Annotated in this window: 19 protein-coding genes and 1 tRNA gene; 10 read left to right on the top strand and 10 right to left on the bottom strand. The window is 65.6% G+C overall.

The features are described 5' to 3' along the window. Positions 1-11: 11 nt before the first annotated feature. From pyrH to rpsB, 3 genes are all read right to left on the bottom strand, one after another. A complete protein-coding gene (pyrH, locus tag JN531_RS13535) occupies positions 12-734 on the bottom strand; it encodes a UMP kinase (RefSeq protein ID WP_228349388.1) in 723 nt (240 codons plus the stop codon). A gap of 114 nt (positions 735-848) precedes the next feature. Continuing rightward, on the bottom strand, positions 849-1724 hold the full coding sequence (tsf, locus tag JN531_RS13530; RefSeq protein WP_228349387.1) for a translation elongation factor Ts: 876 nt from the start codon (positions 1722-1724) through the stop codon (positions 849-851). A gap of 4 nt (positions 1725-1728) precedes the next feature. After that, positions 1729-2661 carry a 30S ribosomal protein S2 gene (gene rpsB / locus JN531_RS13525; protein ID WP_228349386.1) on the bottom strand — a complete coding sequence of 311 codons (933 nt, stop codon included), beginning with the start codon at positions 2659-2661 and terminating at the stop codon, positions 1729-1731. 193 nt (positions 2662-2854) lie between these two features. Here rpsB and map point away from each other — a divergent pair, with 193 nt between their 5' ends. From map to JN531_RS13500, 5 genes are all read left to right on the top strand, one after another. Beyond that, positions 2855-3637 carry a type I methionyl aminopeptidase gene (gene map, locus JN531_RS13520; protein WP_366522438.1) on the top strand — a complete coding sequence of 261 codons (783 nt, stop codon included), beginning with the start codon at positions 2855-2857 and terminating at the stop codon, positions 3635-3637. Next, a complete protein-coding gene (glnD, locus tag JN531_RS13515; protein WP_228349384.1) occupies positions 3637-6321 on the top strand; it encodes a [protein-PII] uridylyltransferase in 2685 nt (894 codons plus the stop codon). Before map ends, glnD begins: the two co-directional genes overlap by 1 nt. A 66-nt stretch (positions 6322-6387) precedes the next feature. After that, on the top strand, positions 6388-7218 hold the full coding sequence (gene dapD / locus JN531_RS13510; protein WP_366522380.1) for a 2,3,4,5-tetrahydropyridine-2,6-dicarboxylate N-succinyltransferase: 831 nt from the start codon (positions 6388-6390) through the stop codon (positions 7216-7218). Between the two features lie 77 nt (positions 7219-7295). Beyond that, positions 7296-8438 carry a succinyl-diaminopimelate desuccinylase gene (gene dapE / locus JN531_RS13505; RefSeq protein WP_228349382.1) on the top strand — a complete coding sequence of 381 codons (1143 nt, stop codon included), beginning with the start codon at positions 7296-7298 and terminating at the stop codon, positions 8436-8438. Beyond that, complete coding sequence (locus tag JN531_RS13500) at positions 8435-9433, top strand: YheT family hydrolase (RefSeq protein WP_228349381.1); 999 nt, start codon at positions 8435-8437, stop codon at positions 9431-9433. Before dapE ends, JN531_RS13500 begins: the two co-directional genes overlap by 4 nt. Here the strand turns inward: JN531_RS13500 and JN531_RS13495 are convergent. The 3 genes from JN531_RS13495 to JN531_RS13485 all read right to left on the bottom strand — a co-directional run bounded on the left by JN531_RS13495 (position 9414) and on the right by JN531_RS13485 (position 11513). After that, positions 9414-10325 (bottom strand): 5'-nucleotidase, encoded by a 912-nt coding sequence (locus tag JN531_RS13495; RefSeq protein WP_228349380.1) that lies wholly within the window; start codon positions 10323-10325, stop codon positions 9414-9416. The two genes, JN531_RS13500 and JN531_RS13495, sit on opposite strands and share 20 nt — an antisense overlap. A 4-nt stretch (positions 10326-10329) precedes the next feature. Continuing rightward, entirely contained in the window at positions 10330-11352 is a 1023-nt protein-coding gene (locus JN531_RS13490; protein ID WP_228349379.1) for a class I fructose-bisphosphate aldolase, read from the bottom strand. Between the two features lie 73 nt (positions 11353-11425). Beyond that, positions 11426-11513 (bottom strand) — tRNA-Ser (locus tag JN531_RS13485). 137 nt (positions 11514-11650) lie between these two features. On the opposite strand from JN531_RS13485, the gene JN531_RS13480 reads away from it, so the two are divergent. Both JN531_RS13480 and JN531_RS13475 read left to right on the top strand, forming a co-directional pair. Further along, entirely contained in the window at positions 11651-12283 is a 633-nt protein-coding gene (locus JN531_RS13480) for a sensor histidine kinase (RefSeq protein ID WP_228349378.1), read from the top strand. Further along, positions 12261-12905 (top strand): response regulator, encoded by a 645-nt coding sequence (locus tag JN531_RS13475; RefSeq protein ID WP_228349377.1) that lies wholly within the window; start codon positions 12261-12263, stop codon positions 12903-12905. The genes JN531_RS13480 and JN531_RS13475 overlap by 23 nt, the downstream gene beginning before the upstream one ends. 26 nt (positions 12906-12931) lie before the next feature. On the opposite strand, the gene JN531_RS13470 is transcribed toward JN531_RS13475, so the two are convergent. Further along, positions 12932-14425 carry a DUF3336 domain-containing protein gene (locus JN531_RS13470; protein WP_228349376.1) on the bottom strand — a complete coding sequence of 498 codons (1494 nt, stop codon included), beginning with the start codon at positions 14423-14425 and terminating at the stop codon, positions 12932-12934. 159 nt (positions 14426-14584) lie between these two features. Here JN531_RS13470 and JN531_RS13465 point away from each other — a divergent pair, with 159 nt between their 5' ends. The 3 genes from JN531_RS13465 to JN531_RS13455 are packed head-to-tail and all read left to right on the top strand — an operon-like array spanning position 14585 to position 18506. Further along, positions 14585-15496, top strand: coding sequence for an AAA family ATPase (locus JN531_RS13465; RefSeq protein ID WP_228349375.1), 912 nt, complete (start codon positions 14585-14587; stop codon positions 15494-15496). Continuing rightward, entirely contained in the window at positions 15496-16509 is a 1014-nt protein-coding gene (locus JN531_RS13460) for a DUF58 domain-containing protein (RefSeq protein ID WP_228349374.1), read from the top strand. The genes JN531_RS13465 and JN531_RS13460 overlap by 1 nt, the downstream gene beginning before the upstream one ends. After that, positions 16506-18506, top strand: coding sequence for a transglutaminase TgpA family protein (locus tag JN531_RS13455; RefSeq protein ID WP_228349373.1), 2001 nt, complete (start codon positions 16506-16508; stop codon positions 18504-18506). Before JN531_RS13460 ends, JN531_RS13455 begins: the two co-directional genes overlap by 4 nt. On the opposite strand, the gene JN531_RS13450 is transcribed toward JN531_RS13455, so the two are convergent. The 3 genes from JN531_RS13450 to JN531_RS13440 are packed head-to-tail and all read right to left on the bottom strand — an operon-like array spanning position 18486 to position 20985. Next, the gene (locus tag JN531_RS13450; protein WP_228349372.1) at positions 18486-19724 is read right to left on the bottom strand and encodes an MFS transporter; all 1239 of its coding nucleotides are present in this window, start codon (positions 19722-19724) and stop codon (positions 18486-18488) included. The genes JN531_RS13455 and JN531_RS13450 overlap by 21 nt on opposite strands. Further along, complete coding sequence (gene rimI, locus JN531_RS13445; protein ID WP_228349371.1) at positions 19721-20197, bottom strand: ribosomal protein S18-alanine N-acetyltransferase; 477 nt, start codon at positions 20195-20197, stop codon at positions 19721-19723. Before rimI ends, JN531_RS13450 begins: the two co-directional genes overlap by 4 nt. After that, positions 20194-20985: a uracil-DNA glycosylase gene (locus JN531_RS13440; protein WP_228349370.1), complete on the bottom strand. Its 792-nt coding sequence runs from the start codon at positions 20983-20985 to the stop codon at positions 20194-20196. Before JN531_RS13440 ends, rimI begins: the two co-directional genes overlap by 4 nt. Between the last annotated feature and the right edge of the window lie 28 nt (positions 20986-21013).

The following is a 21013-nucleotide window of genomic DNA, read 5'->3' as shown; positions in this document are numbered from 1 at the left end:
CACGAAAGTGTTCAGGCCTGCACGTAAGTGCCGATCGAGGTATCGCCGCCGAGGATGCGCATCAACGCACCCGGACGGTCCATATCGTAGACGCAGAGTTTCATCCGGTGATCGCGGGCGAGCACCAGGGCGGTCTGGTCCATGACGCCGAGACGTCCGTCGATGGCCTGGTCATAGGTAAGCTCGGCATACCGGGTCGCGGTCGCATCCTTCTTGGGGTCCGCGGTGTAGATACCATCGACCTTGGTGGCCTTGAGTAGCAAGTCGGCACCCACCTCGACCGCGCGCAGGGCTGCCGCCGAATCCGTGGTAAAGAAGGGGTTGCCGGTGCCGGAAGCGAAGATCACCACACGGCCTTTTTCGAGGTGGCGTACGGCCCGTCGCCGGATGTAGTCCTCACAGACCTGGTTGATGCGCAGGGCGCTCATCACCCGCACCTCCAGCCCGACCCGTTCAACGGCATCCTGCAATGCCAGTGCGTTGATGACGGTGGCCAACATCCCCATATGGTCGCCGGTGATCCGATCCATCCCGGCACGCGCGAGGCCTTCGCCACGGAAGATGTTGCCGCCGCCCACGACCAGCGCCACCTGCACGCCGGCGTCGATCACCAACTTGAGCTCACCGGCGAGAAAATTCATCACCTGCGGGGCAATACCGAAATTGGCATCGCCCATCAGCGCTTCACCAGACAGCTTCAGCAGGATCCGTTGGTACACAGGCGAAGACGACATGGCAGTTCCCTCTGGGACGCGTCAGTCCCGCCGGCAGCGTGTCGGCGGGTCCTAGGAAAAGGCCCCGTTTCCGGGGCCTTTTCAGATACTGCAATGGTAACCGAGAAGCGGGCTTCAGAGGCCGGCCTGGGCCGCCACCTCGTCCGCGAAGTTGGTCACTTCCTTCTCGATCCCCTCGCCCACCGCGAAGCGGACGAAACTGGCCACTTCGGCATCATGAGCCTTCAGCAGCTGCGCCACCGTCTGGTCCGGATTCTTCACGAACGGCTGACCGGTCAGGGTGATTTCGGCAACGAACTTGCGGATCTTGCCATCCATCATCTTGGCCACGATCTCAGCCGGCTTACCGGCGGCCTGCTCGGCCGACTGCGCCTCGATGATCTTGCGCTCGGCCGCCAACACGTCCTCGGGCACCGCATCGGCATCGAGGAAGCGCGGGCTCGACGCGGCAATATGCATCGCCACGTCACGCGCCACTTCGGCACTCCCCTGCTTCATCGCCACCACCACGCCGATCTTGGCACCGTGCATGTAATGCGCGATGTCACCACCGCTCTTTGCCACCACGGCGAAGCGACGGACCGAGATGTTCTCGCCGATCCGCGCCACCATGCCGCGCCGCTGTTCGTCGAGTGAGCCGTTACCGGCATCGAGCTTCAGCAGCGCCTCGAGATCTGCGGGGCGGTGCTTGAGCGCCAGATCGGCGACCTGCTGGGCGAACGCCTTGAAGTCGTCGCCCTTGGAGACAAAGTCGGTTTCCGAGTTGAGCTCGACCAGGGCGATGGCGTCATCGCCCGAGGCCAGCGCGATCACGCCCTCGGCCGCCACGCGGGCGCCCTTCTTGTCGGCCTTGGCCATCCCGTCCATGCGCAGCTTTTCTGCGGCCTTGTCGAGATCGCCACCGGTCGCTTCCAGCGCTTTCTTGCAGTCGGACATCCCGGCACTGGTGCGGTCACGCAGTTCCTTGACGAGCGCGGCTGTAATGGTCATGCGGCTATTCCCCTGAGGTTGCGGCGGGTGTGTCAGCGGGTGCGGCCTCGGCCGGTGCGTCGGCAGCTGCCGGCGCTTCAACCGCGGCGGTCGGCGCCGGAGCCGCTTCAGCGGCCTTCACCGGTGCCGGGCCACGGCTGCCACCACCACCGCCACGGGGGCGGTCACCCTCGCGACGCGGACCGGGCCGGCGCGGACGCGACGAACGCTCGTCGGCCTGGGGCTCTTCCGGCGCTTCGCGGAACGGCACGCCGCTGGCGGCACGCGCTTCGATGATGGCGTCGGCCACACACTGGGTGTAAACCTTGATGGCGCGGGTGGCGTCATCGTTGCCGGGCACCACGCAGTCGATCAGGCTGGGGTCGTTGTTGGTGTCGACCACGGCGATCACCGGGATCCCCAGCTTGCGGGCCTCGGCCACGGCGTTCTTCTCGTAGCCGGTGTCGATGATGAACAGCCCGTCGGGCAGGCTCGGCATGCCCTTGATGCCGCCCAGCGAGCGGGTGAGCTTTTCCAACTCGCGCTGGAACATCAGCTGTTCCTTCTTGGTGAGGCGGTTGATGGAGCCGTCCTCGACCTGCTTCTCCATTTCGATCAGGCGCTTGACCGATGCCTTGACCGTCTTGAAGTTGGTGAGCATGCCACCCAGCCAGCGCTGGCTGATGTACGGCATGCCGCAGCGGCGGGCTTCTTCCTCGATCGCGTCACGGGCGGCGCGCTTGGTCCCGACGAACAGAATGCGGCCGCCGTTGGCGGCGATCTTGCCGGCATACGAGCAGGCATCCCGCAGCATCGGCAGGGTCTGTTCGAGGTTGATGATGTGAATACGGTTGCGGTCCCCGAAGATGAACTGCTCCATCCGGGGGTTCCAGTAGCGGGTGCGGTGTCCAAAGTGAACGCCGGCTTCCAGCAACTGACGCATGGTGATATCGGCCATGGCCATGACTCCTAGGGTTATAGTGGCAAATCGCGCCAGTGAACCGACTGGCGGTCACCCTTGGTCGGCGCGAATGAATTCCTTCATCGGCACAATTGCCTTTGAAGGGCGCGCTTTATACCATTGCGCCCCCTTTGAAAACAACCACTTCTCGGCCGCACCCGGTGGCCAGGGTGGTGTGAGTACCGTCCTGATGGGCATTACGCTGAAATCCCCCGATGCACAGGCCAAGATGCGCGCGGCCGGTGAAGCCGCCGCCTCGGTGCTGATGATGCTGGAGGACCACGTCCGCCCCGGTATCAGCACCGCCGAGCTTGACCGCATTGCCCGACACTACATCGAAGGACCGCTCGGTTGCGTCTCCGCCACCGTCGGGTATACCGCCGGCGGCTCCCGCCCGCCGTTCACCGGCGCCATCTGCACCTCGGTCAATCATGTGGTTTGCCACGGCATTCCCGGCCCCAAGGTGCTGAAGAAGGGCGACATCCTCAATATCGATGTCACGGTGATCAAGGACGGATTCCACGGCGACACCAGCAAGATGTACTTCGTCGGCGAGCCCTCGGTGCTCGGCCGCCGGTTGGTCGAAACCTGCCATCAGGCGATGATCGAGGGCATCCGTCAGGTCAAGCCCGGCGCCCGGCTGGGCGATATCGGCCACGCCATCCAGATTTATGCCGAAGCGCGCGGCTTCAGCATCGTCCGCGAGTACTGTGGCCATGGCATCGGCGAGGTGTTCCACGAAGACCCGCAAGTGGTGCACTACGGGCGGCCTGGCACGGGTCTTGAACTGGTGCCCGGCATGACGTTCACCATCGAACCCATGCTCAACGCCGGGCGCGCCGAGGTGAAGGAGTTGCCCGATCAGTGGACCGTGGTGACCAAAGACCATGCCCTGTCCGCCCAGTGGGAACACACCATCCTGGTGACCGAAACCGGCTTCGAGGTCCTGACGCTACGTGACGGGGCCCTGTAATGAACTCAGCTCTTGACGACGATGGTGACGAAGGCGCCAACGTCTTCTCCCCGCAGCGTATCCGTGCCCGCCTGGCCGCCGGCCAGTTCTCGGTTGCCGCCTTCCGCGACACCCTCGCCTGGGGGCGGGAGCGGCTGTTCAGCCTGTTCCACGACGGCGCCTCGGCGGAGACCCTGGTGTTCGCCCGCGCCCACCTGGTCGACGAGGTGCTGGCGGCGGTCTGGGCGAAGTTTCTGCCAGACGACCCCCCCGATCTCGCGCTGGTCGCGGTCGGCGGCTATGGCCGTGGCGAACTGCTGCCGCATTCGGACATCGACATTCTGTTACTGCACCAGAATGATGCACTGAACCTGCATCGCTCCGCACTGGAACAGATCACCGCCTTCGGCTGGGACATCGGTCTCGAAGTCGGCCAAAGTGTCCGCACCATCGAGGACTGCGTGCTGGAGGCGGAGAAGGACATCACCGTCATCACCAATCTGCTGGAAGCGCGTCGGCTGGCCGGAGATCCCCGGCTGGTCAATGAAATGCAGGCGGCGCTGACCCCGGACCGGCTGTGGCCGGTGCGCGCGTTCTTCGAGGCCAAGAAGGCCGAACAGGCGGCGCGCTATCGCAAGTATGACGATACCGGATACAAGCTTGAGCCGAACGTCAAGGAGAGCCCGGGCGGGCTGCGCGACATCCATACCGTGGCCTGGGTGGCCCGGCGCCATTTTGGCAGTGGCACCCTGAGTGAACTTCGCGAACGCGGGTTCCTCACCAAGCAGGAATGTGACGAGTTGTTCGCCGGACAGGATTTCCTCTGGCGGGTGCGTTTCGCGCTGCACATGATCACCGGCCGTCGCGAAGACCGCCTGCTGTTCGATCATCAGATCAAGGTGGGCGAACTGTTCGGCTACATCGACAATGACCGCAATCGCGGCGTCGAACAGTTCATGCAGCTGTATTACCGCACGATCAAGTCGCTGTCCTGCCTCAATGACCTGCTGCTGCAACTGTTCGAGGAGGCCATCCTCGATGGCGGCGTGCCGGCGCCGGTGGTGCCGCTCAATAGCCGGTTCCAGCAGCGAGGCAACTACATAGAAGCGGTGGACGACGACGTGTTCCGGCGCACCCCCTGGGCCCTGCTGGAGATCTTCAACCTGCTGCAGACCCATCCGCGGCTGGATGGCATCCGCGCGCAGACGCTGCGCATGATCCTGCGCGATCGCAAACTGCTCGATGACAGCGTGCGTCGCGACGTGCGCGCCCGCAGCATCTTCATTGAACTGTTCCGCGAGGGCCGCGGCCTGACCCGCAATCTGCGGCGGATGAACCGTTACGGCGTGCTCGGCGCCTATCTGCCGGCGTTTGGCACCATCGTCGGTCTGATGCAGTACGACCTGTTTCACACCCTCACTGTCGACGAGCATGTGCTCTACGTGGTGCGCAACACCCGTCGCTTCGTGATGCAGCGCTTCGCCGACGAGCTGCCCTTCGCGCATGAGGTGATGAAGCGTCTGCCGAAGCCGGAACTGTTGTATCTCGGCGCCCTGTTCCACGACATGGCGAAGGGCCGGGGCGGCGACCACAGCGAACTCGGCAGCGACGAGGCCCGAACCTTCTGTCTCGAACATGGCCTGTCCCATGCCGATGCCGAACTGGTCGCCTGGCTGGTGCGCCAGCACCTGATGATGTCGCTCACCGCCCAGAAGCAGGACGTGACCGATCCCCAGGTGATCGCCACCTTTGCCTCCAAGGTGGAGGACCGTCACCGGCTGGACTATCTGTTTCTGCTGACCTGCGCCGACATCCGTGCCACTAACCCGGCGCTGTGGAACTCCTGGCGCGAGAGCCTGCTGACCGAGCTCTACAACTCCACCGCCCGGGCACTTGAGCGGGGCCTCAGCAACCCCTTGCGGGAAGAAGAACTGATCGCCGAGGTCAAGGCCGAGGCGCTGGCGCTGCTGTCGGACCAGGCGGTGTCCCGCGAATCCGTTGCGGCGGTCTGGTCGCAATTCGACGCCGACTATTTCCTCCGGCACAGTCCCGAGGAACTGGCCTGGCACCTGCCGGAACTGCTGCAGGTCAGCGAGTCCTCGATGCCCCTGGTGTTGGTCAAGACGCTGCCGGAGCGCGGCACCTCGGTCTTCATCTACACCTACGATCGCGATCATTTGTTCGGCCTGTCGACCGGCGTGTTGGCCCGGTTGGGCCTCAACATCCTCGACGCCCGGCTGCACACGACCCGTGACGGTCACGTGCTCGACACCTACGTGGTTGCCGAAACCGACAATCGTCCGATCGATGCCAGCGTCCGCTCACCCGAAATCACCGAGCAGCTGCGCAAGGTGCTGAGCGATCCGGAGACCTCTACCGTCTCGGTCAATCGCCGCACCCCGCACCGGCTCAAACATTTCGACACACCGACGCGGGTACATTTTCGCCAGGACACCGCCGGACGTCGCACCCTGCTGGAATTGGTGGCCGCCGACCAGCCGGGCCTGCTGTCGATGATCGGAAGAATCTTCGCCAAGCGCGGCATCCTGGTGGATGCCGCCAAGATCGCCACCATCGGCGAACGCGCCGAGGACGTCTTCTACATCACCGATCGGCTTGATCGACCCATCACCGACGAACGGCTACTCGACGAGCTGCGCGAAGTCATCACCCGCACGCTCAATCGTCCCGAAGCCGACACCTGAGCAGCGCCATGTTGCGGCATGAATCGCGCCGCGCTCCCCATACCGATACCTATCGACATTCCAGGAATGACCATGACCTTGCAAGCCACCCTTGATGCCCTCTGGGACAACCGCGCCGAATTCGATGCACAAAACCCTGCCATGCGCGATCCGGTCGAGCAGGCTATCGGGCTGCTCGATCGCGGCGAGGCGCGGGTGGCCGAGCCGGTCGATGGCGGTTGGCAGGTCAATGCCTGGCTGAAGAAGGCGGTGCTGCTGTCGTTCCGCCTGCAGGACAATGCGCCGGTGGACATGGGCGCCCTGCGCGGCTTCGACAAGGTGCCACTCAAGTTCGAAGGCTGGAGCGCGGACGATTTCGCCCGCCAGGGTGCGCGAGTGGTGCCCCCGGCGGCGGTACGTCGTGGCGCCTACATCGCTCCCAACGCGGTGCTGATGCCCAGCTACGTCAATATCGGCGCCTGGGTTGGCAGCGGCACCATGGTCGACACCTGGGCAACCGTCGGCTCCTGCGCCCAGATCGGGGCAAACGTGCACCTGTCAGGGGGCGTCGGCATCGGCGGGGTCCTCGAGCCGTTGCAGGCCAACCCGACGATCATCGAGGACGACTGCTTCATCGGCGCCCGCAGCGAGATCGTTGAAGGGGTGGTGATCGGCCGGGGCAGCGTCATCTCGATGGGTGTCTTCATTGGCGCCAGCACCCCGATCTATGACCGCGAAACGCAGACCACCAGCTTCGGCGCGGTGCCGCCCGGCAGCGTCGTCGTGGCCGGCAGCCTGCCCCGTGATGGCGGCCGCTACCACCTGAATTGTGCGGTCATCGTCAAACGAGTGGACGACAAGACCCGCGCCAAGACCGGCATCAACGAGCTGTTGCGCGAGGCGCAGGCCAGCGGCTGATGTCAAAGCCGGGGCCGGCCATTCACCGGCCCCGGCATCCGACCGCTATCCTTGCACGGTTCCCAATCGAGACTGTCATGGGCGCTGCCGACGACACATTGCTTCTCACCCGGGCGTTGATTGCCCGCCGCTCGCTGACCCCCAACGACGATGACTGCTGCCGGCTGCTGATGTCGCGTCTCGCACCCCTCGGCTTTCAGGCCGAGTGGCTGAATGCCGAGGGTGTCACCAATCTGTGGGCAACCCTGTCGCGAGGCGACGGCCCACTGATGATCCTCGCCGGGCATACCGATGTGGTCCCCACCGGCCCGCTGGAGGCCTGGTCGTCCGACCCGTTCGAACCCAGCGAACGCGACGGCGTGCTTTATGGCCGCGGCGCGGCTGACATGAAGTCCGGCATCGCCGCCATGGTCTGTGCCGTCGAACGCTTTGTGGCCCGTGATGATTGGCGCGGCACCCTGGCCTTCCTCATCACCAGCGATGAGGAAGGCGTGGCGCGGCATGGCACCCGCCATGTGGTCGAGGTGCTGAAGGCACGGGGCGTGGTGCCCGATTACGCCATTGTCGGCGAGGCCTCCAGCAACGAAGCGCTGGGCGACCGCATCATGGTCGGCCGACGGGGCTCGCTCAACGGCATCCTGCGGATCGAGGGGCGCCAGGGACATGTCGCCTATCCACATCTGGTCGAGAACCCCATCCTACGGTTCGGCCCGGCGCTGGCGGCGCTGGCGGCGGAACGCTGGGACGACGGCAACGCCCATTTTCCGCCAACCTCGTTCCAGATCTCCAATATCCATGCCGGCACGGGTGCCAACAACGTGGTGCCCGGCGCGCTCGACGTGGTCTTCAATTTCCGCTTCTGTACTGCATCAACCGCCGACAGCCTGCGCGCACGCGTTCATGCACTGCTCGACCGGGAGGGCCTGCGCTACACCCTCGACTGGCAGGTTTCGGGTGAACCGTTCCTCACCGAGCAGGGCGCACTGATCGATGCTGCCCGCGCGGCAATCCGGTCGGTGACCGGACGTGATCCGCAGTTGTTTACTGGCGGCGGGACCTCGGATGCCCGCTTCATCGCCCCCTGGGGGGCGCAGACGGTCGAGATCGGACCGATCAACGCGTCCATTCACAAGGTGGACGAGCATGTCCGCGTGGCAGATCTGGCGCCACTGTCAGCGCTCTACGAAGACATTCTGGTCCGGCTGCTGGTCGCGACATGACCCGCTTGGAAGCGTTTCGGCCGCCGCCGGGGCTGCGCAGCGGATTTATCCAGTCGGTGCTGGCCAGCAAACGGCCAGCCGCTCGCATCTGGCGCCGTGCCGGCATCGATCTCAGTACGCTTTCGACCCCCGAAACCTTGCACTGTGAGGACGAACACGGCGCGCCGGTGATCATGACCGGGCACTACACTCCCCACCCACGGGCCCGCGCGCTGGTGGTGCTCCTGCACGGCTGGGAAGGCAGCCATCAGTCCAGCTACCTCTATGGCGTTGCCGCGGCGCTGTATCAGGCCGGCCATGCGCTGTTCCGGCTCAACCTGCGGGACCACGGCGACACCCATCATCTCAATCGGGAAATGTTCCACTCGGCACGCCTGCGCGAGGTGCTGTCGGCACTGCTGCAGCTGCAGCAGACCCACGCTGACCTGCCGCTGGTGGTGCTGGGCTTCTCGCTCGGGGGGAACTTCACGCTGCGGGTCGGCCTGCAGGGGCCGGCCCACGGCCTGCATCCGCGGCTGTGCGCGGCGGTGTCGCCGGTCATGACCCCGGGGGCGACGCTGGCGGCCATCGACGCCGGCCCTGCCCTGATCCACCGTTACTTCATCGACAAGTGGCACCAGACCCTACAACGCAAGGCAGCCGCCTGGCCGGGTGAATACGATTTCCAACGTCACTACCGGATTCGCAGCTTTGTCGAGATCACCCGCGCATTCGTTGAGGACTACACCGAATACCCGACGATGGAGGCCTACCTCGCAGCCTATACCCTGACGCCGGCTCAACTGGTGGCGAGCCCGACGCCACTGGCGATTCTCACTGCAGAAGATGACTCGGTGATTCCGGCCGCCGATTTCGACGGGCTGGGGACGGAGGGTGCGGTGCGTGATTTTCAGCGCACGCGTCACGGCGGCCACTGCGGCTATGTCGACCGCTACAGCCTGCACAGCTGGAGCGAGCGCTGGGCGGTGGCACAGGTCAGTCAGGTACTCGGTTGAGTCGACCGCCGGCGACGTGTCCGGTGGGGACCACCTCGGCCGCAGAGTCGCAGTGGCGGGTCTGGTCGTCGAAGAAGAAGTCCGGCTCGAAGGCGTGCAGGAAACGACCCTTGTCGAGCCCGCCGAGGAACATGGCTTCGTCCACCTCCAGGCCCCAGGCCATCAGGGTTCGAATGGCGCGCTCGTGGGCGGGCGCGCTGCGGGCAGTGACCAGCGCTGTCCGCAAGCGCACCGGCACCGACGTCCCGGCAGCCTTCTGCAAGGTGTGCAGGGCCTGCAGCAGGGGCTTGAAAGGCCCCGGAGGCAACGGCCGACTGACGGCGTCCTGCTCGTGCCGGGTAAAGGCATCCAGCCCCTGATCCTGGAACACTTGTTCAGCCTCATCCGAAAACAGGACTGCGTCGCCGTCGAAGGCGATACGGATCTCGTTGACATGCGCCTCGGAAGCCCGCGCCGAGTGGGCAAATACGCGGGCAGCCGGCACCCCTGCCACCAGCGCCGCGCGCACGTCGTCTTCGTTCATCGACAGGAACAGGTGGGCGCGCAGGGCGTCCAGGTATCGGAACGGGGGGCGTCCGCGGGTGAACATCCCCCTCTCGATGGCAAGGTCGTGATGCGCTGCCGAGCGAAACGCTCGCATCCCTGACACCGGGTCATTGCGAGACAACAACACCACTTCAACCCGCGCCTGCTCACCGGTGTTGAACGCGAGCAACTTCTTCACCAGCGGGAACGCCACCCCCGGCCGGGCCGGAGTCTCCATGCGCTCCAACTGCAGCTTCATGTAGGCGTGGTCGGCCTCCGCTTCGAAAATGCGGTTTTCTTCCTCGAAGTCGAACAGCGCCCTCGACGACAGCGCCACCACCAGCTTGCCGTCGAGGGTGACGCCCACCCGATCAGGCCGACTGTTCCTGCGCGGTGGTCCATTGGCCGCGGGCGGCCAGACCGTTCATTTTGGCGCGATGCAGGTGGGCAGCACGGCCGGCATCAAGCTTGCCTGTCTGGCCACCCCAGGCCTTCAAGGCTGCCGCCTGCAGCGCACGCCCGTAGCTGAAGGTCAGCGACCACGGCAGGCCTCCGAGACGGTTCATCGCATCCAGATGCGCGGTGGCATCGACATCGCTCTGCCCCCCCGAAAGGAACGCAATGCCCGGCACTGCGGCCGGCACCCGGCGGCGCAGTACCCGCACGGTGCGCTCGGCGACCTCATCCACACCCGCCTGGTCCGGACACTTCTTGCCGGACACCACCATGTTGGGCTTGAGGACAATGCCTTCGAGAAGAATGTTCTGCGCCGACAGCTCGGCGAACACCGCATCGAGCACGAGGTCGGTCACTTCTTCGCAAACCTCGATGGCGTGATCACCATCCATCAGCACTTCCGGCTCGACGATGGGCACGATGTCGTGTTCCTGGCACAGCGCCGCATAGCGCGCCAGTGCGTGGGCGTTGACATGGATGGCGTAGTCGGTCGGGGCGTTGTCGGTGATGTTGATGACCGCACGCCACTTGGCGAAGCGCGCACCGGCGGTCTTGTACTTCTCCAACCGTCCGCGCAGCCCGTCGAGCCCCTCGGTCACGGTTTCATCCGGATGGGCATTGGCCAACGGCTGCGCGCCCTTGTCGACCTTGATCCCCGGAACCACCCCTTTCGACGCCAACAGTTCGGGGAACGGCACGCCGGCCAGCGACTTCTGGAACAGGGTCTCCTCGAACAGGATGACGCCCGAAGTGTGCTGCTCGAAGCCCTCGGTGGTGAACAGCATGTCGCGATAGGTCTGACGGTTGAGCTCGGTGTTCTCGACACCGATGGAGTCGAACCGCTTCTTGATCGTGCCGGTGGATTCGTCCGCTGCCAGGAGGCCGCGGCCGGGTGCCACCATGGCAAGGGCGGTCTGGTTGAGGGTCTCGGGATTCATCAGGACAGGCTCCGAAGCTGGAAAGGTGGGCAGGCGGCCGCGGCGGCTGCACGCAGGCCGAAAATCGATACTTTGGCGGAGAAGGAGGGATTCGAACCCCCGGAACCTTGCGGTTCAGCGGTTTTCAAGACCGCCGCAATCGACCACTCTGCCACTTCTCCAAGCCCGTCAGTTTATCGGATACGCCCCCCCGCCGCGACCTCGCGGCAGGCCACAGCCGCGACAGGGAGGTGCCCTGCACCCCGTAGATGGGGGTCGTCGATTGACCCCGATGCGGGCAGCACGTCAGCCTCCCCCAATGTCCGAAACCCTGCGGCCCCATTGGGCGGAAACCTCCGAACAGCTGCGCAAGCGCATTGCCCGGGATCTGCACGAGGATCTCGGCGCCCGGCTGCTGACCCAGCTGCACCGGGCTGTAGACGATACGGCCGCCAACAGCTCGCGCCACATGCTCGAAGATGTGCGCGCCCTATTGGATACCCTCGACCCCCGCGGCTACACGCTGGAGGAATGCCTCAACGAGTGGCGCGCCACCCTGCAGGAACGTCTGGGTGATGCCCCGGTGGCACTGCGATTCCCCTGCAGCGAGCAGCTCCCGGACGTCTGGCTGACGACGCTGGAGCGCCTCAACCCGCGCCGCATCCTGGCGGAGTTTGTCGACAACGCGCTGACCCATGCCAGACCGGCGACGATTACCGTCGAGCTGCAGTTGCGGCTGCCGGTGCTGGTGATCCGCATCGAGCATGACGGGCATGGGGAAGCGATGTCCGGCTGGCGCGCCGCGCGCGGACTGCGCAACCAGGCGCTGCGGGCGCAGGACCTGCGCGCAGAATTGAGCTACGAAGAAACAGACAACCACCACGCGATGACCCTACGATTCGCGCTCCAGCATGCCGACGGAGGCGCGAATGCAGCACGGATTGATCGTTGAGGACCTGCCAGCACCTGCGCAATGGCTGGGCCAGATGCTGGCGGAGGCCTTCCCCGAGATTGCGGTCGCCATCACCGGATCGCTGGCCGAAGCGCGCCGGCAGCTGGATGTCCGGCTGCCAGACATCGCGTTGATCGACCTCGGCCTGCCGGATGGCTACGGCGTCGACCTGATCCGCGAACTGCACCAGACGCACCCTGCATGCCACTGCGTCGTCACCACCATCTATGCCGACGACCGACACCTGTTTCCGGCCTTGCGCGCTGGCGCTTCCGGCTATCTGCTGAAAGATCAGCCGCGGGAACGGGTGTTGAAGTCGCTACGCGGAATTGCCGCTGGCGAACCGCCGCTGTCGCCCGCCATCGCCCAACGACTGCTGCGGGTCTTCGGCGACGAAGGCGGCGCGGATGAAAGTGGCGCCAAATTATCGCCGCGTGAACGCGAAACCTTGACCCTGATTGCCAAGGGCTTCCGGCTCCCGGAGGTGGCGGCGCAGCTCGGTGTCACCCGCAATACCGCCGCCGGCTTCATCAAGACGGTCTATCGCAAACTCAATGTCACCAGCCGCGCTGAAGCCACCCTGCAGGCGGCGCGCATGGGCCTGGTCAACCCCAACGGCTGATCCGACCGACCCCCATCCCGTTCCCGCTAGCGGGACCGCACCACCCGCAGCTCCGCTTTCCGCGGAGGCGACCGGCTCGGCTCGGCCGGCTGGGTTCGCCCTTCGAGGACCGACAGGCAGGCCGCCAGAGTCTGGCTGATGAGGGTCTGGTTGCGGATCATTTCGATCCGCGGCCAGGTGGCCCGTTCACCTTCGCGGACGAAGCGGTGAATCGATTCGAGGCTCGGATTCGAGGTGACATTGGCATACCGCCACAGACTCACCTCGGGGAAAATATTGATATTGCCGCGGTAGTCCTGATCGAGCACGCTGGAGGCCACATCCAGCGTCTTGCGCGCGCGCCCGGCAATCGGCATCGCCTTTCGGGCGAGGTCGACCACGCTCTTGACGCTGCCGCGCGCACTGGACCGGGCAAAATCGCGCGCCGAGTTGGCGAGCCCGTCGCTGCCGGGTTCACGCTTGCTGATGAAGGGCAGCACATGCGGGTTGGTCTGACTGACGATGAAATGATTGACGTTGTGCAGACGGCGCAGGCGCAGCGTCGGCAGGTCCGACTTGAGACTGCCGTCGTTCCACCGCAGCAATGGCATGTAGGGCACCCGACTGTCGTGCTCATCCTGGGTCATCAACATGACTGGCGGGAACAGGATCGGCACCGCACAGGAGGCGAGAATCGCTTCGTGCAGGTAGAGGTAAGGAAAGGTCAGGTAGTTCAGCAGGCGCGGCGGCTGGTTCAGTCCGGCCGGTGAAACGGTAATATTGACAATACGCCCTGAGCGGCGATGTGCCTCACCGAACGTCAGGTCAGGGATGTTCTTTTCCAGCGCACGCCGCAGCTGGGACTGGTCCATGATCGCGCCGCGCCGCCACCAGAGACGCCACGGCAACAGGCGCCAGAAGCGGTGGTAGACGTTCTCCGGATCGAGCAATTCCTCGGCTTCATGCGGTGCCCGCGCAGCCACGGTGGAGGCGACGATGGAACCGGCACTGGAGCCCGACAGCACGCTTGGCAGAATTCCCTCCAGGTAGAGCGCCTTGACCACGCCGACATGGAACAGGCCGAGGGTGGCGCCCCCTGACAGCATCAGCGCCGAGCGGCCGAATGACTGTTCAAGCTCACGAAAGAATTTGAGCTTGTCGTCGTGCGAGAAGATCTTGGTGTCGGCGGCTGCCAGCGCCATCAGCGCGTCGGAGATCTCCTGAACGTAGTCATGGACCAGGGCCTTGGTGCCGACCCGGGCACGCCCGTACAGAAGCGGGTTGCCGAGGTTGCCGAGATTCCAGTGCAGCCCCTGTCGCAGGTGATGGCGCAACTTGTCCCACTGGCCGTCGGCCCGCATTTGCCGTACTTGCCGCAGCCGTGACCGGATCAGTCGCCAATCGAAATCGTCCGAGGTGTCGTCTTCCTTCCACTCGTCACGGCCCTCGCGGTGATCGAGCGCACCTGCGACCTCCCGCCAGGTGGTGTAGTCCTGTGCCGCGTCGAGTTCACGGTGCAGATCGCGAAGGGTCCGATCCATGACACCTCTCCTTTACATTGAATGACGGTATGGTGACCGATGCCGATGGTAGGGGCAATCGTCGGGGCCCGCGTTCAACCCCGGCAATCGCACCGTCCGGTCGCCCCGCAAGGCACGGGCTTTGCGTAGACTCAACCCACTTTCCTACGCTTGATCTCCATGAAACGTCGTCTCGACGAGGCGCTGAACCGCCTCAACGAAGTGGTGCTGGGCAAACCGCAGGTGCTGCGTTTGGCCATGAGTGGTTTGCTGGCCCGCGGCCATCTGCTGGTGGAAGACGTCCCCGGCGTCGGCAAGACCACGCTTGCGCTGGCCTTCGCGCGGGTGCTCGGGCTCGATTTCCAGCGCATCCAGTTCACCGCCGATCTGTTACCGGCCGATATCGTTGGCGTCTCGGTCTACGAATCCGCCACCAGCAGCTTCCGCTTCCATGCCGGTCCGATCTTCGCCCAGTTGATCCTCGCGGACGAGGTGAACCGCGCCAGCCCCAAGACCCAGTCGGCGCTACTGGAGGCGATGGAGGAAAGCCAGGTCACCGTAGAGGGGCAGACACGCCCGCTGCCTTCTCCCTTCTTCGTGATTGCCACCCAGAACCCGACCACCCAGGTCGGGGTGTTTCCGCTGCCGGAAAGCCAGCTCGACCGGTTCCTGCTCCGACTGTCGATGGGCTATCCGCCCGCCGATGCCGAGCGGGCGCTGCTGGTCGAGCGGGACCGGCGGGACCTGCTGGCGTCGATGCCCGCCGCGCTGCCACCCGAGGGCCTGCAGCAGGCGCAGGCCGAGGTCAGCGCCATCCGCACCAGCCCGGCACTGATCGACTACCTGCTGGCACTCATCACCTACACCCGCGAGCATCCGGGCCTGCGTCAGGGCTTGTCACCCCGCGCCGGGTTGGGTCTGAAGCGCGCTGCGCAGGCGTGGGCCTATCTCGACGATCGCAGTGGCGTGCTACCCGAGGATGTTCAGGCGGTGTTCGCCGCAGTGGTGGGTCATCGGCTGCTGCCGGCCAGCGGCCAGGGCGTCGCCGTGCCGACAGCGGACGACATCCTCCAGGCAGTGCCGATCCCCTGATGCGGTTCCGGCTCCGCCGCCCTCGCCCGTTCCAGGCCATCCAGGCCCGCATCGATGCCTGGGTGTTGGCCCGGGTGAAACAGCAGCCCGGCCCGGTCACCATCCCGCGTCAGCGGGTCTACATCCTGCCCACCCGCTTCGGCTATGGCTTCGGGTTGTTGGCGCTGGTGATGCTGCTGGGGTCGATGAACTACACCAACAGCATGGGCTTCGCGCTGACCTTCCTGATCGGGGCACTGGGACTGGTGGGCATGCACCACACCCACGCCAACCTGGCCGGCGTCGAGGTCAGCGCCGGGGGCGCTGCGCCGGTGTTCGCCGGGGAGTCGGCTCGCTTCCAGCTACAGTTGCGGCAACACGGTCGACGGCCGCACTACAGCATCGCCGCGGCCTGGTCGCGCGCAACCCCTGGACGGCCCCTGGGGCCGCCGGTCGACGTGCCACTGGAAGGCACGGTAACGCTGAATCTCGCCTTGCCGACCGAGCGCCGCGGTTGGCATCCGGCACCGATCTTCAGCATCGCCTCGGAATTTCCGCTCGGTCTGTTCCATGCCTGGACCCTGATCTGGTTGCGGCAGCGGGTGCTGGTCTACCCAACACCTGCCGCCGACCATCTGCCACCGCCGCAGCAGGCCCCTGCGGAGACCGGCGAGGCCGAGGCCGCCCGTAGCGGCCAGGACCGCTTTGCCGGCCTGCGCGGCTATCAGCGTGGCGACACTCTCAACACCATCCACTGGAAAAGCTTGCCGAAGCTCCAGCAGCCGGTGGTCAAGCAGTTCGACGATCCGCAAGCACCCGAAAGCTGGCTGACACTTGATGCGGCGCCCGGCGTCGACCTTGAGGCACGACTGTCGCGTCTCACCCGCTGGGTGCTCGACCTTGATGCCCGCGGCACGCCCTACGGGTTGCAGTTGCCCGATCGGACGGTGCCGCTGGGCACCGGCGATCAGCATCGACACCGTTGCCTGCGAGCTCTCGCCTTGCATGGGGCCCCCGAAGCGATGGCGACATGAGGGTCGACGACGTTCTGCCCCGCGCCACCCTGCTGCGAATGCTGGCAGTACTGGTGCTGGTGCTGGCGCCGCATGCACTGCGATTGCCGTGGTGGGAGAGTGTCGCCGTAGCCGCCAGCCTGCTGTGGCGCTACGCCGCCCTGCAGCGCGGTTGGCCCCTACCCGGCATGGCGGTCAGGGTGATATTGACCGTCGCGGCCTTCATCGCCGTCTACCTGAGTTTCGGCCGCATCAACGGTCAGCATTCGGGAACCGCGCTGCTGGTGCTGATGACCGGCTTCAAGCTGCTGGAGATGCGCAGCCGCCGCGACGTGATGGTGGTGGTGTTCCTGCTGTACTTCCTGCTGCTCACCCATTTCCTGTTCTCACAGGAAATCTGGACCCTGCTGTGGATGCTCAGTAGCGCCGTAATGATTACCGCGCTGCTGATCGAAATTCATCATCGCGAGCCGCTGTTGCCATTTCGCGAGACCTTGCGCCTCAGCCTGCGACTGACCGGGCAGGCGCTGCCGGTCATGCTGGTGATCTTCGTCCTGTTTCCGCGGATTCCCGGGCCGCTATGGGGCTTGCCTGCGGATGCCGGCGCCTCGCGCAGCGGCATCCCCGACAGTATGTCGCCGGGCGACATCGCCGACCTGATCCTGTCCGAGGCCGTGGCGTTCCGGGTGCAGTTCGAAGGCACACCGCCATCACAGCGCGATCTTTATTGGCGCGGGCCGGTGTTCGATTTCTACGACGGCCGCAAGTGGGAAATCGGCTTTCGGCGCAATGATGCACCGACTCCCGACATGCGCTTCGAGGGCGCCGCCCTGCCCTATGAGATGGTCCTCGAGCCGACCCGCACTCATTGGCTGTTCGGGCTCGAACTCACCGATACAGCAGCGCTGCCACCGGAAACCCGGGTCAACAGTGATGCGCAGCTGGTGGCACGCAAGCGCGTCACCGAACGCCGTCTCTATCGTGCGGTTGCGCGCACCGATTTCCAGCTGGAGCCGCACGGCCTGAGCCGCTGGCAGGAAGCCAGCAACCTGCGGCTACCGGACGACGTGGCACCCGGTGCCCGCGCCTTGGTATCCGGCTGGCGAAACGACGGCCTCGACGACCCGGCCATGATCGAACGGGCGCTCCGATACTTTCGACAGGAACCGTTCCGCTACACCCTGCAACCGCCCCTGCTCGGCGCCCAGCCGGTGGACGAATTTCTGTTCCAGACCCGAGCCGGCTTCTGTGAACACTACGCCAGCAGCTTCGTGGTGATGATGCGGCTGGCGGGAATACCGTCCCGCGTGGTCGTCGGCTACCAGGGCGGCGAACCCAATGGCGTCGGCGGCTACTGGGTGGTCCGCCAGTCCGATGCGCATGCTTGGACCGAAGTCTGGCTCGAAGGGGTCGGCTGGCAACGGATCGATCCCACCGCAGCGGTTTCACCCGACCGCATCGAGCAGGGTTTCAGCGAGTCGATCGCTGGCGGTGGTGCTGGCGACGCCGGCTTCTGGGACCGCGGCGAAGGCCTGTGGACCGCCACCGTGGCGCGCTGGGACTGGCTCAACGCCAAATGGAACCGCTGGGTACTGGCCTACGGCCCGGAGGTACAGCGCGACCTGCTGAGCCGCCTCGGCATCGACGACTGGACCGAAATGGTGTTGTGGCTGACCGCCGGGGTCACCGGTCTGCTGGCATTGATCAGCTTGCAGTTGCTGCGCGGTCTGCGCCCTGCTCGTCCGGCCGACGCCGCCAGCCGCGAATGGCGGCGCCTGCAACGTCACTTTGCCCGTCAGGGGTTGCCCCAGCGCGCCCACGAAGGGCCGCGCGATTTCGTTCGTCGTCTCTGCACCCAGCGTCCCGAGCAGGCCGACCTGCTGACCGCCGCCGGCACTGCCTATCAGCAGATGCGGTACCTGCAGGTCCCCGACGCCACCGGTCTGCAGCGCCTGCGGGTGGCCGTGAACGCCTTGCTGAAGGCGCCGGTCGACCGCTCAGGCGCTGGCCCCGCGTAATCGGTCGGCGCGCCACAACAGCGCTGCTCCGGCCACAAAGAACACCAGCAGGCTGAGAATCGCCAGCCTGGGGTTGCCGGTGAACTGGGCCGTGAGGCCGACAACCAAGGGCCCCAGCACCGCCGCGAACTTGCCAAGCATGTTGTAGAAGCCAAAAAACTTGCCCGCCTGCTCGACCGGAATCAGACGCGAGAAATACGCTCGCGATAGCGACTGGATACCCCCTTGAACACAGCCGATGGCGGCTGCCATGGCATAGAACTGCCCCTCGGTCTGCAGCGTGTAGGCCCACAGGGTGACCCCGATATAGACCGCCAGCGCCAGCAACAAGGCGTTGCGGGTGCCCAGGCGGTCACCCAGGCGGCCGAAGATGATCGCTGCCGGAAACCCGATGAACTGCACCAGTAGCAGGGCCTTGATCAGGCTTTCGGACGGCAGCCCCAGCTTCATGCCGAAGTCGACCGCCATGATGATGATGGTGTCGACGCCGTCGATATACAGCCAGTACGCGAGCAGAAACATCCAGACTGCCGGCATCGCCCGCAGCTCCCGTGCGGTCTCACGCAGGCTCGTCCAGCTCGACACCCCCCCCGGCTGCGCCGCTGCCGCCGGCACCCGCAGAAACAGCGGCAACGAGAACACCGCCCACCAAATTGCCACACTCAGAAAGGCAATTCGGGTGGCCCAGGCGGCATCCGGCAGGCCGAACCAGGCCGGTTTCAGGGCCATCATCACGTTGACCGAAAAAAGAACCCCGCCCCCCAGATACCCCAGGCCGTACCCGAGCGCCGACACGCGGTCACGTTCATCCGGTGCCGCCACCCGGGTCAGCAGCGCATCGTAAAAGCTGAGCCCCCCGAAAAACCCGATGCGACCGATGATGGACAACACCACCGCCCATCCCCACTGACCGCGGCCGACCAGAAACAGCGCCGCGGTGGTCACAACGCCGATCACCGTGAAGGCGGCCAACCAGTGCTTGTGGCGGCCGTGGCGATCGGCCAGCGTGCCGAACCATGGGGCCGTCAGCATCACGAACAGGCTGGCGACGGTGGACGTCAGCCCCTGGTAGAGGGTCTGGGTCTCGGGCGCCACGCCCACCGCCCAGAACTCATTGAAGAAGATCGGGAAGAAGCCGGCCATCACGGTGGTGGCAAACGCCGAATTGCCCCAGTCGTAGATGGCCCACGACCACTGCGCGCGACGATGGTCGTTCATCGCAGCGGCACCATCTGCAGGGCCATCACCCGGGCATCCTCGCGGCCATCGGCTGCCGGGTAGTAGTCCCGTCGCAACCCGACCTGGGCAAAGCCGTAGCGCTCATAGAGGCGGATCGCCGGCGTGTTGGAGCCGCGCACCTCCAGAAACAGGTGTTCGGTCCCCGCGTGCCGGGCAATGTCGATCAGGTGATCGAGCAGGTAACAGGCCAAGCCGCGCCGTTGCTGTGCGGGATCGACGCAGATGTTGAGTAGATGGGCTTCGCCGACGGCCATGGTCATCACCCCGTACCCGAGAATTCGGCCGATGCTGTCGTTGGCGACCCAGCAGCTGTAGCCGACCCGCAGACAGTCCTCGAACACACCGCGGCTCCAGGGGAACGGATAGGCACGGTGCTCGATATCCAGCACCGCGTCCAGATGTAGCGGATGCATCGGCTGCAACCGCCACAGCGTGTCGGCGCGGGCGCTCACGCAATCCCGTTGAGGAAACGGTGGACCTTCTTCAGGTCCTCCCAGCTCTTCGCTTTTTCGCGGGGGCTGCGCAGCAGATAGGCCGGGTGATACGTGATCATCAGCGGGATCTGCAATGGGCCGTAGTGATGCAGAGGCCCCCGAAGCCGGGCCAACGCCTCATCGGTGGCCAGCAGCCGCTGTGCGGCCACCCGCCCGAGGGCAACGATCAGCTTCGGCCGCACCAGCGCGATCTGTTGTTCGAGGTACGCGCGGCAGGCCTCGGCCTCGGACGGTGCCGGATCGCGGTTCCCGGGGGGCCGACACTTGACGACGTTGGCGATGAAAACGTTGTCCTGTCGCGAATGTCCGATCGCGGCGAGCATCTGGTCGAGTAGCTTGCCGGCACGGCCGACAAAGGGTTCGCCCTGCGCATCCTCGTCGGCTCCCGGCCCCTCACCGACCACCATCAGCGGCGCCGACCGACCACCCACCCCGAACACGGTCTGGGTGCGGGTCTCGCACAGCGAACACCGGGTGCAGCCGGCAACCGCAGCCTGCAAGCCCTCCCAGTCGGCAGGCAGGGCATCCTCGGCACGGCGCTCTGGGGGCGACGGGCGGGTCGCCGGCGCGGTGGGCGTGCGGTCAGCCGAGACGGGCATCGTGCTCACCACGGCAGTGTCCGCGGCCCTGGCGGGCGACGGCACCGCCGCTGCTGTGGAGTCGACAGACCCGGCCCCGCGGGGCGTCCGCAGGGTCCAGGTTTCGATGCCGAGGCGTTTCAGGGTGTCGCGGGAGGAACCGGTCATCCCCTATTGTGGCTGCCACCCGCCGTCC

This window comes from Flagellatimonas centrodinii (genome assembly GCF_016918765.2).
GTDB classification, from domain to species: Bacteria; Pseudomonadota; Gammaproteobacteria; order Nevskiales; family Nevskiaceae; genus Polycyclovorans; species Polycyclovorans centrodinii.
Note: the sequence above shows the minus strand (reverse complement) of the source record. Positions and strands in the feature narration are given on the sequence as shown.